The sequence below is a fragment of the Kitasatospora sp. NPDC088351 genome (assembly GCF_040685575.1).
Taxonomy (GTDB): Bacteria; Actinomycetota; Actinomycetes; order Streptomycetales; family Streptomycetaceae; genus Kitasatospora.
Window position 1 is genome coordinate 1 of the sequence record NZ_JBFBIL010000101.1, and the last position, 13,955, is coordinate 13,955.

General features: G+C 71.0%; 15 protein-coding genes. 6 read left to right on the forward strand and 9 right to left on the reverse strand.

What is annotated here, in order from left to right:
* Positions 1 to 227: 227 nt before the first annotated feature.
* Positions 228 to 815, reverse strand: coding sequence for a dihydrofolate reductase family protein (locus AB0P06_RS35825; protein ID WP_363615026.1), 588 nt, complete (start codon positions 813 to 815; stop codon positions 228 to 230).
* 68 nt (positions 816 to 883) lie between these two features.
* Here AB0P06_RS35825 and AB0P06_RS35830 point away from each other — a divergent pair, with 68 nt between their 5' ends.
* The gene (locus AB0P06_RS35830) at positions 884 to 1,459 is read left to right on the forward strand and encodes a TetR family transcriptional regulator (protein WP_363614997.1); all 576 of its coding nucleotides are present in this window, start codon (positions 884 to 886) and stop codon (positions 1,457 to 1,459) included.
* Between the two features lie 203 nt (positions 1,460 to 1,662).
* Here AB0P06_RS35830 and AB0P06_RS35835 read toward each other — a convergent pair whose 3' ends face one another.
* Positions 1,663 to 2,607 carry a radical SAM/SPASM domain-containing protein gene (locus AB0P06_RS35835; RefSeq protein WP_363614999.1) on the reverse strand — a complete coding sequence of 315 codons (945 nt, stop codon included), beginning with the start codon at positions 2,605 to 2,607 and terminating at the stop codon, positions 1,663 to 1,665.
* 169 nt (positions 2,608 to 2,776) lie between these two features.
* Between AB0P06_RS35835 and AB0P06_RS35840 the strand changes: the two genes are divergently transcribed.
* Together AB0P06_RS35840 and AB0P06_RS35845 are read left to right on the forward strand one after the other, a co-directional pair.
* Positions 2,777 to 3,211, forward strand: coding sequence for a VOC family protein (locus AB0P06_RS35840; RefSeq protein ID WP_363615001.1), 435 nt, complete (start codon positions 2,777 to 2,779; stop codon positions 3,209 to 3,211).
* Between the two features lie 161 nt (positions 3,212 to 3,372).
* Positions 3,373 to 4,263, forward strand: a complete 891-nt coding sequence (locus AB0P06_RS35845) for an aminoglycoside phosphotransferase family protein (protein WP_363615003.1) — start codon at positions 3,373 to 3,375, stop codon at positions 4,261 to 4,263.
* Positions 4,264 to 4,421: 158 nt separating this feature from the next.
* Here the strand turns inward: AB0P06_RS35845 and AB0P06_RS35850 are convergent, their stop codons facing one another.
* Positions 4,422 to 4,874 carry a hypothetical protein gene (locus AB0P06_RS35850; protein ID WP_363615005.1) on the reverse strand — a complete coding sequence of 151 codons (453 nt, stop codon included), beginning with the start codon at positions 4,872 to 4,874 and terminating at the stop codon, positions 4,422 to 4,424.
* 133 nt (positions 4,875 to 5,007) lie between these two features.
* Between AB0P06_RS35850 and AB0P06_RS35855 the strand changes: the two genes are divergently transcribed.
* Positions 5,008 to 5,466, forward strand: coding sequence for a hypothetical protein (locus AB0P06_RS35855; protein WP_363615007.1), 459 nt, complete (start codon positions 5,008 to 5,010; stop codon positions 5,464 to 5,466).
* 152 nt (positions 5,467 to 5,618) lie between these two features.
* The gene (locus AB0P06_RS35860) at positions 5,619 to 6,068 is read left to right on the forward strand and encodes a nitroreductase/quinone reductase family protein (RefSeq protein WP_363615009.1); all 450 of its coding nucleotides are present in this window, start codon (positions 5,619 to 5,621) and stop codon (positions 6,066 to 6,068) included.
* A 349-nt stretch (positions 6,069 to 6,417) separates the two neighbouring features.
* On the opposite strand, the gene AB0P06_RS35865 is transcribed toward AB0P06_RS35860, so the two are convergent.
* The 6 genes from AB0P06_RS35865 to AB0P06_RS35890 all read right to left on the reverse strand — a co-directional run bounded on the left by AB0P06_RS35865 (position 6,418) and on the right by AB0P06_RS35890 (position 12,524).
* On the reverse strand, positions 6,418 to 7,116 hold the full coding sequence (locus tag AB0P06_RS35865; protein WP_363615011.1) for an aspartate/glutamate racemase family protein: 699 nt from the start codon (positions 7,114 to 7,116) through the stop codon (positions 6,418 to 6,420).
* Between the two features lie 107 nt (positions 7,117 to 7,223).
* The gene (locus AB0P06_RS35870; RefSeq protein ID WP_363615013.1) at positions 7,224 to 8,357 is read right to left on the reverse strand and encodes a hypothetical protein; all 1,134 of its coding nucleotides are present in this window, start codon (positions 8,355 to 8,357) and stop codon (positions 7,224 to 7,226) included.
* A 314-nt stretch (positions 8,358 to 8,671) separates the two neighbouring features.
* On the reverse strand, positions 8,672 to 8,965 hold the full coding sequence (locus tag AB0P06_RS35875) for a type II toxin-antitoxin system PemK/MazF family toxin (RefSeq protein ID WP_363615015.1): 294 nt from the start codon (positions 8,963 to 8,965) through the stop codon (positions 8,672 to 8,674).
* Between the two features lie 47 nt (positions 8,966 to 9,012).
* On the reverse strand, positions 9,013 to 9,315 hold the full coding sequence (locus AB0P06_RS35880; protein ID WP_363615017.1) for a hypothetical protein: 303 nt from the start codon (positions 9,313 to 9,315) through the stop codon (positions 9,013 to 9,015).
* Between the two features lie 94 nt (positions 9,316 to 9,409).
* Positions 9,410 to 11,359: a CocE/NonD family hydrolase gene (locus tag AB0P06_RS35885; RefSeq protein ID WP_363615019.1), complete on the reverse strand. Its 1,950-nt coding sequence runs from the start codon at positions 11,357 to 11,359 to the stop codon at positions 9,410 to 9,412.
* Positions 11,360 to 11,570: 211 nt separating this feature from the next.
* Complete coding sequence (locus AB0P06_RS35890; protein WP_363615021.1) at positions 11,571 to 12,524, reverse strand: hydrolase; 954 nt, start codon at positions 12,522 to 12,524, stop codon at positions 11,571 to 11,573.
* Positions 12,525 to 12,785: 261 nt separating this feature from the next.
* Here AB0P06_RS35890 and AB0P06_RS35895 point away from each other — a divergent pair, with 261 nt between their 5' ends.
* A complete protein-coding gene (locus AB0P06_RS35895; protein WP_363615024.1) occupies positions 12,786 to 13,913 on the forward strand; it encodes a HoxN/HupN/NixA family nickel/cobalt transporter in 1,128 nt (375 codons plus the stop codon).
* Positions 13,914 to 13,955: the final 42 nt, after the last annotated feature.

The window sequence follows — 13,955 nt, forward strand, 5'->3', positions numbered from 1 at the left end:
GGGCCAGACGGTCACCCTGAAGTTCGCCGGCACCGAGGACGTCTCGCTGCAGACCAGCTTCGTGATCGACGACACCGCGATCACCACCAGCTGACGGTTCGTCACAAGGCTGTGAGTGACTGACCGCAGGCCGCCCGGGCTCGCTCCGGGCGGCCTGCGTGTGCTGTCCCCTCCCGGGGGCGATCGTGGGGGCGGCGCGGTTCCTCCGGCCGGTGCTGCGCCTGTCGCTAACGTCGGGCGAACCGCGTGATCGTGACGTCGTTGTCGAACGAGGTGCGGTCGATGACCTCGAAGAGGGTGGGGCTGAACTCCCCGTTGAATACGGGGATCCCCGATCCGGCGACCACGGGGTAGCTCTTGATGATCAGTTCGTCGATCTCGGGCAGCAGCGCGCCGGCGAGGAGGCCGCCGCCGCAGAGCCAGATGTCCTGGCCCTCCTCCTGCTTGAGGCCGCGGACCAGGGCGAGCGGATCGCCGGCGACCACGGTGACGTCCGGGTCGGTGTCGGGCGCGAGCGTACTCGACACGACGTACTGGCGCAGGTGGGCGTAGGGGCTGGTGAAGCCCGCCTGGAGGCCGGGGCGGTAGCTGCCGAGCCCCATCAGCACGGTGTCGAAGCGCCGGTTCGGGGCGTCGGCGAGGCCGTGGGCGGCGCGCATGAAGGTGGGGACGGTCTCGGGGTGGCGGGCGATGGTCCACTCGGTGTAGGCGGCGGCCTGCTTCTCGTCACCGAGCGGGTAGAAGTCGAACTCTCCGCCGGGGCCGGCGATGTAGCCATCGATGGAGACGGCGACGTAGTACACGAGCTTTCGCAACAGCAACCTCATCGGTAGTACTCTGTCTGAAGTGGTTTGAACGTAGTACTACGACTGGAGTGGTGTCAATGGCGCGCAGGAACGACCAGCGGCGGGCCGCCCTCGTCGACGCCGCGATCGAGGTGCTGGCCAGGGAGGGCGCGCGCGGACTGACCTTCCGGGCGGTCGACACCGAGGCCGCCGTGCCGGCCGGCACCGCGTCCAACTATTTCTCCAACCGCGACGACCTGCTCACCCAGGCGGGCGCCCGGGTCTACGAACGTCTCCAGCCCGACCAGGCGACGATCGACCGGCAGCGGACGGGCGCGTCGGACCGGGAGCTGTACGCGACGCTGATGCGCGAACTGGTCGAGCGGGTCAGCGCCTTCCGCACGGGTTACCTGGCGCTGCTCGAACTGCGCCTGGAGGCCACCCGGCGCCCCGGTCTCCGCACCGTGCTGACCGAACGGGTCCGCGCCGACCTCGAAGCCAACGTGGCCTACCACGTGGCCGCCGGCCTGCCCGGCGACGCGACCGCCGTCCGGCTGCTCTACCTGGCGTTCAACTGGCTGATCGTCGAACAGCTCACCCTGCCCGGAGTCTTCTCGGAGGCCGAGCGCGAACAGCTCGTCACGGCCGCGGTGGACCGCATCGTGGCTCCGTGACGCGCCGCGGAAACGGCCCCGCCCGCCCGGTGGCCCGACCGGACAGGACCTCCCGGCCGCTCATGTGATCGCCGCTTGACCGGGAACCGACTCGATCGTTCTTCGGTAGACGTGAATGGAGTCGAGATCTTCGGTGACCGCGCCGGAAGTCGGCCGGTCCGACTTCCGGCGCAGCGGTGCTTCCCGGGCTTCCGGCGCGGGGTCTACCGCACCTCCGGCGGCCGCGCCACCTCCGGGACGCACGGCTCATTGGGCTCGCAGCTCATCGGGCAGATCTCGGGCTCGCACGGGGCCTCCGGGCAGTTCTCCGGCTCGCAGCTCTGCGGACAGTTCGGTGAGCACTGCGACGGGCCGAGCCACACCTGCTCGTAAATGCTCTGCCGCATACGGCCGAGCGGCTCGCCGTTCACGATCTGCGACAGCGTGTCGTGCAGGACGTTGCCGACCGGCCACTGCCTGGCCATGACGCACGGGTACACCGTGCCGTCGGGAGTGACACAGAGCTTGCCCTTCCAGCAGTGCCCGCACAGGCCGGAGAGCCGCGATTCCCGCGACATGACCTCTTGCGCCCGCCCGAACTCCCTGATGCGCCCGACCTTGACGTAGCGGACACCCAGCCCCTCGAGGAACCGCGTGGTGCGGTTGAGATCGTCCTCGTCCTGATCGATGGCGATGACCGAGGCCCGGGCCCCGACGCCGTGGCCGATGAGCTTCTTCAGGTTGCCGATCGTGCGCGTGTGGCTCGTCCTCACCTTGGTCACGGCGTCATGGACCGCGGGGTCGCAGGAGTAGACGGACGTCGCGAAGAGGATGTCGTTCTCGGCGGCGTAGTCGAGCGTTTCGTCGGTCAGGCGGGTCAGGTTGGAAAAGACCTCGATGAAGTCGTACCCGGTCTTCTTGGCCAACCTCAGGAGATGGTCGAAGTCGGAGTTCAACTGAGGCTCGCCGCCGATGAACTGGATCTTTCGACAGCCCAGCCGGTAGGCCTCTTCGATGACTCTCTCGTAGTGCTCTGTGGACAGGAGGTCGCGGTATCCGCTGTTCGGATGCGAGTCCGCGTAGCAGTGCACGCACTGCAGATTGCAGCGGTTGGTCAGTTCGAGCCAGAGGAAGTCGAGACCGTTCGGCGTCGCGCCGTTGTGATCCATCCGGAATACCTGCCCATCTCCTCCCCGTTCTGGCGCCACTCTCGCATCCACCGGCCGACGGGTGCCCGCCCAGGACCGTCGGCCTACGCCGGAGGGGTGACAGGGGTTCGCGACGCACGTGCTGCCGGCCATGGGCCCGGCTGTCAGAGGTGCGCAGTACGGTGCGGCCATGGCAGCCCGGATCGATCTGACACTCGACTGCGCGGACGCGCAGCTCCTCGCCGCGTTCTGGAAGACGGCGCTCGGCTACATCGACGAGCCACCGCCCGCTCCCTTCACAACGCGCGAGGAGTGGCTCGCACAGTTCGATCTGCCGGACGACGACTCCGAGGACGACGGCGCGTGGCTCTGCGACCCCGACGGTGTCGGCCCCCGGCTCTCCATCCTCAAGGTTCCCGAGCCCAAGGCGGCCAAGAACCGGCTCCACCTCGACGTCCGGGTGCCCGGACACGGCACTCCCGACGAGCGGTGGGCGCGGATCACGGCGGAGTCCGAACGGCTGGTGAAGGCGGGCGGGAGCGTCCTGGAGAAGTTCGACGGACACCACCTGGTGATGGCCGACCCGGAGGGCAACGAGTTCTGCGTCGCCGCGGCCCCGGCGTGAAGGCCCCGCCAGGGCGAGCCCTTTCGTCGTTCCGTACGGCTCGGCCGAGGTAGGGGGCCGGCCTGTGTCGAAAGGTCGAGCCGAAAGCCGTCCCGCAACCGGGCGGCGCGGTGAGATCGTGATGGCCGGTACCGGCACCGCAGGGAGTGGGGGCTCCGTTCATGGGCAACTTCGAGATCGACGAGGCGTTGGTGCGCTCCCTGCTGCGTGAGCAGCATCCGGATCTCGCCGGGCTGGACCTCCGGCCGGCGGCCGCCGGATGGGACAACCAACTGTGGCGCATCGGTGGAGAGTTGGCTGTACGTATGCCGCGCACGCCACGCGCCCCCGATCTCCTGCGCAAGGAGTGGCGGTGGCTGCCCGTCCTGGCCCCGCGCCTTCCGCTCCCGGTGCCGACCCCGGTACGGACCGGTGAACCGTCCTCGCGCTTCCCGAGGCCGTGGACCATCGCGACCTGGGTCCCCGGCGAACCGGGTGACCGCGCCCCGATCACCCGCGACGACCATGCAGCCGCCACGTTGGCGCGTTTCCTCAGGGCGCTCCACCGGAATGCGCCCGCCGGGGCGCCGGCCGGTTCGACCCGTGGCGTCCCGCTCAGGACGCGCACGCGCGAATTCGACGAGAAAGTCCACGTCATTGCCTCCAGTGACGTCGCCACTGACGTCCGGGAGGTCTGGGACGAGGCCGTCTCGGCGCCCGCGTGGGAAGACCGGCCGGTGTGGCTCCACGGAGACCTGCACCCCGCGAACGTCGTCATCTCGGACGGGACGCTCTCCGGTGTGATCGACTTCGGTGACCTCTGCGTCGGCGATCCGGCCACGGATCTCGCGGCCGCTTGGTTGCTCCTTCCCGCAGGCGCGGCTCCACGGTTCTTCGACGCGTACGCCGACGTGGACGAGACGATGATCCGGCGCGCACGGGGGTGGGCCGTCCTGCGCGCCGTCTCCCTCATCGGCATCGGCCGAGCCTGGGAGCGCGGGCTCCCGGGCGGCCAGCCGACGTGGGGGCGCGCCGGCCGGGCGGCGCTCGCCCGGGTTCTCGCAGCTGGCTGAGGGCTGTGTCACAACTGGGCAGGGCGCTCCGACAGTTCCCGGCCGGTGACGCCGGTGACACCGGTGCGGGACGGGCCGGCCCGGGAATCACGGAGTTGGTGAAGTCGTGCGTGGGGCAGCGGCCCCACGCACCGCTTCACGTGGTCACGCCCGCCGGGTCACCAGCGGTCGATGCCCATCGTGTTCGCCGCGGAGTGGATCGCGTTGTAGTGCGGGATCGACATGTCGGACTTCTTGTCCTTCGGGGGAAGGTTCCGGTCGGTCTGCCGGAACTCGTCGCGCGCCGCGGCGAGCAGGCTGGTCCCGTAGCTGACCGGCACGTCGTCCTTCCCGTGGACGGGGTGCGACTTGGCCGCCGTCTGGCTTCCGGCGTTGGCCAGGATGCTCCGGGCCTGGTTGTAGGCGGCCGGCTTGATCGTCTTGGGGTTTCGGTGCTCCGCCAGTGCACGCGCACCGGGCGCCGCCACGGCGTTCCCGGTGCCGGCGACGGCGGGGGTGGCCGGCGAAACCGGCCCGGCCGCGGCGGCGTGGGACGACGCCGGTACGGCCGCCGACAGCAGGGCGGAGGCGACGAGGGCACCGAGGACACTGATCAGACGTCGAACGTTCATGACCTGCCTAACGGCCCGGCGGCGGGCGGGTCACGGTTCGTAGCGGCACACCGGCCGGCACCTTGGGGGGCGGGTGAGGATCGACTGGCGTGCCATCCGCACCCGGACAAGGCCGAAGCGGCTCGCAGGGGGAATGCTCCCGGTCTCCGTCGTCCGGATCTCATCGGCCGGTGAGCCCGCCGACCCGGCTGACTGCCGGCCCGTCGAGTCCCAAGACCCTCGTGAAGCCGTCGACCACCTCTTCACCGCCCTCGACCCGCTCGCCCACCCCGCCCGGATGCGCGCGCTCGCCACGTGGGTGCAGGGCCTGGCCCGGAATGACGGTGACATGGGCCGACTCCGGCCGCTGCTCGGCGAGTTGGAGACCCGCGGACTGTACGGACGCAGGCTCGCCGCCTTCGCCGCGGCCATCGGAGGGAACGTCCCCTTCCTGGAGGCGCGGCTCGCGGACCCCGATGGTGCCGTCCGCGGCCATGCGCTGAAGTCCTCGCTCCGGCTGCCGGAGTGGCGCACCCTCCTCCGCGTCCTCCGCCGCCACCCCCACCCCGAGGTGCGGGAGGCGGCCCTGACGCTGACCACGGCGGCGGAGTAGCGGCAGGGGGCGGGGCGGCCGGAGCCGCGGCGTGGTGTCCCTCCATCCGGCGGTAGCCCGACGACACGCTCCTTCCCCCCGGCCCCCGCTGCCGGCGGCGTACTACTCTGCTGCTCCCTCGACATGTACCGACTCAGGGAGACGCTCACGCCATGAGGTACGAGAACGCCGCTGTCATCGAAGAGTTCAGGGCCAACGGGGGGAAGGTCGGCGGCCGCTTCACGGGGCTGGACATGGTCCTGCTCACCACCACCGGTGCGCGGACCGGCGCGTCGCACACCACTCCGCTCGCCTGCTTCACCGATGGCGACCGGCTCTTCGTCATCGCCTCCAACGGAGGGTCCGACCGGCACCCGGACTGGTACCACAACCTGGTCGCCCAGCCCGAACTCATCGTCGAGACCGGCCACGAGACCTACCGGGCGACGGCCGCACCGGTCATGGACGACGCCGAGCACGACCGGCTCTACGCGCTGGCGGAGGCCCGCCGGTCCAGGTTCGCCGAGTTCAGGGCCAGCACTGGGCGTCGCATCCCGGTGCTGACCATCGCCCGGAGCCCGGACACGGACACGGAGACGGCCACGGACACGAACACGGACTGAGCCGGAACGGGCGACGGCGCCTACGCCGGGTCCAGCAGCCGCAGGTGGGACTGGGCCAGAGCCTCCACCACGGCCGAGGCCGCGGCGTGGGTGTTCTCGTGCGAGCGCGCCTCCATCCGCAGACGCCCCCCGCGGCGAATCGGCGCAGCGCCGCGTGGCCGTCCAGCAGCACGCCCACCTGCTCGGGCGGCATCGACGTACCCGTCGTCCGCAGGTCGACGAGGACGTGCGTGGCTCAGCGCCGAACCGGCCAGCAGGGCGACCGCGGTGGCGCCACCCGGCGATCGGGGCCCGGCCGCGGCACTGCCTCCGGAGGGTCAAGGGCAGCGGGACGGTCCGGCGGGGTGCGTCAGTCCTCGTCCGCCAGGGCCGCGTCGATGGCGGCCTCGGCGTGGAGGCGGGCCGTCGGGAAGACCGGGACGGGGCTGTCCTGCGGACCGATCAGCAGCTCGATCTCGGTGCACCCCAGGATCACGCCCTCGGCGCCGGCGGCGACCAGTTCTTCGATCACCCGGCGGTAGGCCGCGCGGGACTCCTCCCGGACGATGCCGAGGCACAGCTCCTCGTAGATGACCCGGTGCACCAGGGCGCGGCCGGCCGCGTCGGGGACGACGACGTCGAGGCCGTTCGCTTCGAGGCGGCCCCGGTAGAAGTCCTGCTCCATGGTGAACGCCGTGCCCAGCAGGCCGATCCGGCGCAGCCCCGCCGACCGGACGGCGCCGGCGGTCGCGTCGGCCAGGTGCAGCAGGGGGACCGACACCGCCGCCGCCACCTGGTCGGCCACCCGGTGCATGGTGTTGGTGCAGATCAGCAGCAACTCGGCGCCGGCCGCCTCCAGGGACCGGGCGGCCCCGGCGAGGATCTCGCCCGCCTCCGTCCAGCGGCCCTCGGCCTGGAGCTGCTCGATGGCGGCGAAGTCCACCGAGTACAGCACCAGTTGGGCGGAGTGCAGACCGCCGAGGCGCTCGCGGGTCAGCTCGTTCAGCCGCCGGTAGTACTCGGCGGTGGACTCCCAGCTCATGCCACCGATCAGGCCCAGTGTCCTCATGGGGTCATGTATAACCCGCGAAATGCACTGAGGGCAAAGCTGCGGTGGCGCGGGGTCGCAGGAGCGGCTCGCCAACAAAGCCGGCGAGCCGTCATGCACGATCGGGGCTAGAACGATCCCATCCGCTCCAGGTATTCGATGGAGCTGATTTGTCGGGAGGCGGACACCGCGGATCCGATCTGCGCCTCGCTCATTCCGAGAGTGAGGTGCGCGTCAGGGGCCACCTTCACGTCGAACTCCATGCTCCTGAAGGTCTGGACCCAGGTCTGCCATTCCTGCCTGGTCTGGGTGAATTCCCGGTGGAGCTGGGCCCAGTCCTGTGATGTCCTCGCCGCGTCGAGATCTCCCTCCACGTGCGTGAAGTATTCGCGTGCGGACAGCCAAGGCTTGGTCACCACGTCGAGCGGGCTCGTCAGCGAGCCGAGTTCGGCCACAAACTGATTGGCGTTCTGGGCCGCTTTCTGAAGGGTGACGATGTCGTCGTTGAACTCGTTGATCTGCCCGCGCAGGGCCTCGATCTGGCCTTTGAGCTCGGTGATCTTTATCGAGGCGAGCGTGACGATCGTCACTGAGCCCCCGACCGCGGCAACAGCGGGTATCAGAAGGAAAAGGCTCATACCGCCGGTGGCCGGGGCGAGGGCGATTGCCAGCACGCCCATGAGGATGCCGCCGAGCGTGCCGAGTGATCCGCCGACGATGGGCGCCACCTGGCCTGAAATTTCACCCTCAAGTGCGGTGATATTGCTGTTCAGGGACGTAACCTTGGCCCGGTCCGCCCCCTGGGTCCTGACGGCTTTGTCCGCGATACCCGTCAGTGTGCCCGCATCGGCTGCGAAGATCCCGGCCTGGCCCTGCAGACTCCCCACCATTGCGGACGCCTGCGCACGGTATCCTTCGAAACAGTCGCGAAGTGTGCTCACCCGGTCTCTCAGGAGGGCTTCTGTCCTCTTGTCTCCGGGATTGGCGGAAAGCCGGTCGGCGAATTCCACGATCTCCCCCAGGTAGGGGAGGACAACCAGGTCGGAGTCGCTGGAGAGGCCCCTGGGCATGCTGGCGAGCTGCTTCATCGTCGAGTTGGCCCAGGCGTGCCGGCGCGGCCGTCCGCTGCGGAAGCTGGAGAGACGACGCCCCGGAATCCGATTCCCGGCCCGGCGGCGGATCGACCTCTGCACAGTCGGACTGGCGGCCCAATTGATATCACGGCCGTGCGGCGCCTGGAAGGGAAAGCTTTCGGCCAGCACGGGCGGGCGGTGCAGCCTGGGTGAATGATCTTTTTCGGCCAGTTGCCGACCGGCCGGGGCACCGCGTCGATTGCGACCGGTCCGACAGTCCGCAGGGGTTGGGTTCGCTCTCGACTCATCGGCCCGCGGCCCATTGCGATCGTGCACGTGCGGCCTCAAGCAATACGGCCACGGTGTGCGCCTTATGACCGCGGTGAAGGTTTTGCCGCGAGGGGACCGAAAGCTTCACACGGAGCCCGCCCGGCCGCTCCGGGCCACAGCCCGGAGCGGCCTGGGGTCGACGGCCGGCCCTCGCGGGGACGTGCTGTGCGGGATCAGGCGGCCCGCTGAAGGGCGGGAGCGGCGTGGAGGCCGGCGGCCACCTTCATCATCGTCGAGGGTGAGAGGGCGCCTCGGTCCTCTTCGAGGTCGCTGCGGTAGAGCAATGCGATGTCGTCGCACAGGACGCGGCCGACCAGCGGGTCGGCCGCTGTGAGCCGGATGATGCTGGGCAGGTCGGGCTTGACGCTCGTGGTCAGCCGAACGGCGAGGCAGTCCGACAGCGCACGGTTGCGGGCGTTGTCGGAAACGACGAGCCAGGGCTTCCGGCCTGTGCCGGTGTCGGCCATGTAGACCCGGTCCGGCACGGGGGCGCGATCTCTGAACCCACAGTGACTCAGTCCCCCCGGTGGGCCGCGCGGGCGCGCATGGCCCGGCGGTCGGCGCGGTCCTCATCGTCCTCGGCCGCGGCCAGGGCGGTATATCCGCCGATCATGACCTGCTCGGTGACGGCAGCCCGCCCGGCCAGGAGGAGGGCGTGCAGAGTCTCCGCCTCGGAGGCGTCGTCGGGCAGCAGTATCCCGGTCACTTGGCCGAGTGCCTGGTGTTCGGGCGTGCCGGGCGTGCGCAGCTGCTGGAGGTGGACCTGGTCCTCGTCGGTCAGCGGGACGCTCTTGCGGATCCTCACCTTGGTCACCATGCCTCATATCGTGCGGCAGTCTGTGCTGCATGGTAAGCGGCAAGGCAGGCAGCATGGCTGCGGCAGTCGTCGGACCGGGATCTTCCGTCGTCCTTCAGCCCTCGCGGGGGATGCGGTGGTGCCAGTCGCGGGTGAAGAGCAGGCTGCCGGCTTCGAAGGCGCTGACATGGCAGTGGACGATGAAGTGGGTGGCGTCGCAGCGGAGTTCGGTGCGGGTCTGGACGGTGGTGTCCCAGCCGATGTCGGGGCGTTCCAGGCGGACGCTGTGGTCGGTGCGGGCCTGGGCGCTCAGGGGGGCGGCGGTGAGGACGCGGTAGGCGGTGACGCTGTGCTCGTCGCGGACCAGGCCGTCGGGGTGGGTGCGGGTGCCGTCGGTGGCGGGGGAGAGTTCGACGCGCCATTCGTGGCGGCCGATGTCGTGGAGGGCGAGGCGTTCGGGGCGGGCGGTGAGCGGCTCGGTGACGTGGAGGTGGATCGGCTCGGGGAGGGCGGGGCGCTCGACGGTGAGGGGGACGGCGCCCGCGTCGGCGGCGAGGTGACGGGCGGGGAGGGTGAGGGTGCTGCGGGAGGGGTCGAGGCCGAAGCCCGTCGCCCCGGGGGTGGGCCAGATCCACGGCCAGTAGGCGGAGGAGAGGGCGAGCCGGAGGCGGTGGCCGGCCGGGACGGTGTGGCCGGCGGCGGAGAGTTCCACGGTGGCGTCCGCGGGAGCACCGGCCGGCACGCCGGCGGACGGGGGGAGCGCCAGGACGCCCCGGCTGAGCAGGGTGGAGGTGCCGTCCGGGGTCACGTCGCAGAGCCGGGCGACGATCAGGCCGCCGGCCGACCTGGCCTCGCCCGACCCCGTCCCGCCCGGGCGCAGCCGCAGCCGCAGGGACGGCAGGCCGAGGAGTTCCAGCGGCTCCGGCAGCGGCTGGGAGTCGAAGCAGACCGAGCGCCCGTCCTCCTCGCGCTGGTCGGACGGCCGGTCGGCGGGGCGCCCGAGCGGGACGTACGCCCCGGCGTTGAGGCCGGTGTGCTGGGGCGACCGGACCCGGACGAAGCGGTCGTCGGACGCCGTGCCGGCGGAGCGCAGCGGTCCGTCGAGGCCGTAGTGGATGTCGCGGACGTCGGGGGAGGGCCAGAGGTCGTCGCCGGCCCAGCGGGTGCTGATCCAGCTGCGCAGGGCGGGGCCCGCGAGGATGCCGGTGTCGATGTCCTTCAGCCAGTGGTCCCACCAGCGCAGCGTGTCCGGGAGGGCGTCGTCGGGCAGCCCGTGCGGCCAGGGGCCGACCAGGGCCCGGACGGGGACCGGGGCGGCGGACTCGTCGAGCAGGCGCAGCACCAGGGAGCAGGACGGGTCGTCCCAGCCCGCGACGGCGAGGGTGGGGACGGCGGCGGTGAGGCGGGCCGGTTCGTCCGGCCCCCGCGGGGCGAGCCAGGCCTCGACGGGCGGCTCCAGGGCGTTCAGCCGCGCGAGCCACATCGCCCGCCAGCTGTCGCCGACGTAGCGCGGGTCGGGCGGCCGGGCCGCGCCCGCGAGCAGGGCGGTGAGGCGGGCGTGCAGGCCGGCGGCGAGGACGGCGCCGCCGAGGTGGTGTCCGCCGTCGGGGCAGGCGGTGACGACGGCCCGCACGGTGTCCGGGGCGAGGGCGGCCAGCCGCAGCGCGGTGGTGCCGGCCGGGCCGTGGCCGAACAGGCCGACGCGGCCGCTGCACCACGGCCGGGCGGCGAGCCGGCGGATCACCTCGACGCCGTCGGCGAGCGCCGCCTCGGAGTGTTCGTCGCCGGGCAGGCCGCCGGAGTTGCCGTGGCCGCGGAGGTCGACGCGGACGGAGGCGTAGCCGTGGCCCGCGTACCAGGGGTGGCGGCGGGAGTCCTCGGCGGCCGTCCAGTCGGTGAGGCGGCCGGCGGAGTATTCCAGCAGCACGGGGACGGGTGCGTCGTCCAGTGGGCGCCAGACCCGGGCGTACAGCTCGGTGCCGTCGGACAGCGGGATGCGCAGGTCCTCGCGGGTGATGGGCCGGGGGTGCGACCGGCCGACGGCGGGGGGAAGGGGCGAAGGCATGGCGGCTCCCAGCGATTCCCAGGGCTTCCCGGTGCGTCGCGGCGGCTCCCGGCGGCTCCCGGTCGGCGCCCCGTGGTGCGGGCGGGTGGTGGGCCCGCCCGCACCGCGGGCGTCAGCATTCCGACAGTAGGCGACGGGGCCGCCGATTTCCTGGTGAGCCTTCCCGGCGGGCGCCGGGAGCGGGCCTGCGGCGGGAATTGTCAGACAAGCGCTACGCCTTGGCGAGCCAGGCCGTGGCGTTGAGGGCGAGGGCGGCGTCGGTGCCCGCCGGGTCGTCCCAGCCGTTGAAGAGGGTATTGCCCGGCTGGCCGGTGCCGTCGTCGACGGGGGAGCTGTCGCCCCAGATCGCGACCCGGCCGCTGCCGAAGGTGCTGGTGACGAAGAACGCGCCGGTGGTGCCGCTGTAGCCGGTGCGGTAGAGCAGGCCCTTGACCGACGGGTTGTCGGCGGGCTTGAGCGTGAACGTGGTGCCGTTGCGCAGGATCGAGCCGGTGACGGTGCCGAAGCCGCCGTGCAGCACCGGGTCGGTGGCGTCGTTGACCGCGCGCGGGTTGTCGGTGGTGATGTTCTTGAGGTCGACCGAGAACCCGAAGGGGTCGTTGTTGTTCACCCCGTTGTCGGTCAGCAGGTCGTTGATGATCGCGGGGGAGTCCCAGCCGTCGTTGTTGCGGTCGCTCTGGGTGTGGTCGGAGATGAGGAAGAGCCCGCCGCCGTTCTGGACGAAGCGCAGCAGGGCGGTCTTCTCGGCGGCGCTGAACCGGATGTTGGGCTCGGGGACGACGAAGGTGTCGAAGTTGGCGAGGTCGAGCGCGGCGCCGGTGCCGTAGCTGATGGTGGAGCCGGCGGGGAGGGTCTTGAGGCTGTACTGGCCGGTCTTCTGGAGGGCGACGCCCCAGGCGGAGAGGGCGCCGGTCCAGCTCTTCTCGGAGGTGGGGCCGGCGTTCTGGGCCAGCGGGTCGGGCTGGCTGGTGCTGATGATCCAGTCGGCGTTGCCGGCGGTCTCGGCCTTGCTGTTGTCGAACAGCACCCGGTGCTGGGTCCCGGCAGCCCGGGGAGCGGCAGCCTGGGGAGCGGGAGTGGCCGAGGCGGTGGGGGCGATACCGGTGAGGCCGGCCGCGAGCAGCGCCGCGGCGGCCAGTGCCGCAGCGGTTCGAATGCGGATCATATGCCGTTCCTCCATGGGGAGTTGAGGTGTCGGCGCCCGAAGTATTCGCGCGTAGAACGTGAGTATCCGTGCGTAGCGGGGCCGCCGAAAGCCTCCGGAGGTTACAAGGATTTGTATGGTGCATGACGATCGCCGGGACGGCCCTTCACACGCTCCGTGCCCGATCGCCGCCAATCCGTAATTGCACATGACTTGCAAGTACTTCCCTGCCGGGGGAAAGATGGCCCAGCTCCGTCGTCACCCCCCCGAAAGGACGACACGATGTCCAGCCCCGCCGCAGGTGCCACCGCCGTCAGATGGCGCGACCGGCTCACCCGCGATGAGTGGGTCCGCCTGGCCGGCATGGGCGGCTTCATCCTCGCGCTGCACGTGATCGGCTGGTTCACCCTGCTCGCGGTCATCGCGCCCGAGCACTACGACGTCGGCGGCCAGGTCTTCGGCGCCGGTATGGGCCTCACCGCCTACACCCTCGGCATGCGGCACGCCTTCGACGCGGACCACATCGCCGCCATCGACAACACCACCCGCAAGCTGATGGGCCAGGGCAAGCGGCCGCTCTCGGTCGGCTTCTGGTTCTCGCTGGGCCACTCCTCGATCGTCTTCGGCCTCTGCGCGCTGCTCGCCTTCGGCATCCAGTCCCTCGCCGGGCAGGTGGAGTCGGACGACTCCACCCTGCACGAGACCACCGGCCTGATCGGCGTCTCCGTCTCCGGGACGTTCCTGCTGCTCATCGGTCTGATCAACCTGGGTGCCTTCAACGGCATCCTCAAGGTGTTCCGCAAGATGCGTCAGGGCGAGTTCGACGAGGCCGAGCTGGAGGCGCAGCTCGACAAGCGCGGCTTCATGAACCGCATCCTGGGCCGGGTCACCAGGGCCGTCACCAAGCCCTGGCACATGTACCCGGTCGGTCTGCTGTTCGGCCTGGGCTTCGACACCGCCACCGAGGTGTCCCTGCTGGTCCTGGCCGGCGGCGCGGCCGCGTTCCAACTGCCCTGGTACGCCCTGCTGGTGCTGCCGGTGCTGTTCGCGGCCGGGATGAGCCTGCTGGACACCATCGACGGTTCGTTCATGAACTTCGCCTACGAGTGGGCGTTCTCCAAGCCCGTCCGCAAGATCTACTACAACCTGACCGTCACCGGCCTGTCCGTGCTGGTCGCGCTGGTGATCGGCTCGATCGAACTGCTCGGGCTGCTCGGCGAGAAGCTGGACATCACCAGCGGGCCGATCGCCTGGATCGGCGAGCTGGACCTCAACTTCGTCGGCTACGCCATCGTCGGCCTGTTCGTGCTGACCTGGGTGGCGGCGATCGGGTACTGGAAGTTCGGCCGGGTCGAGGAGAAGTGGTCGGCCGGCCTGGCGACCGGGTCCACCACCGCCGAGCGCGAGTAGCCGCAGACGGCCGAGGGCCGGCCGGCCCGGGGGGTGAACCCC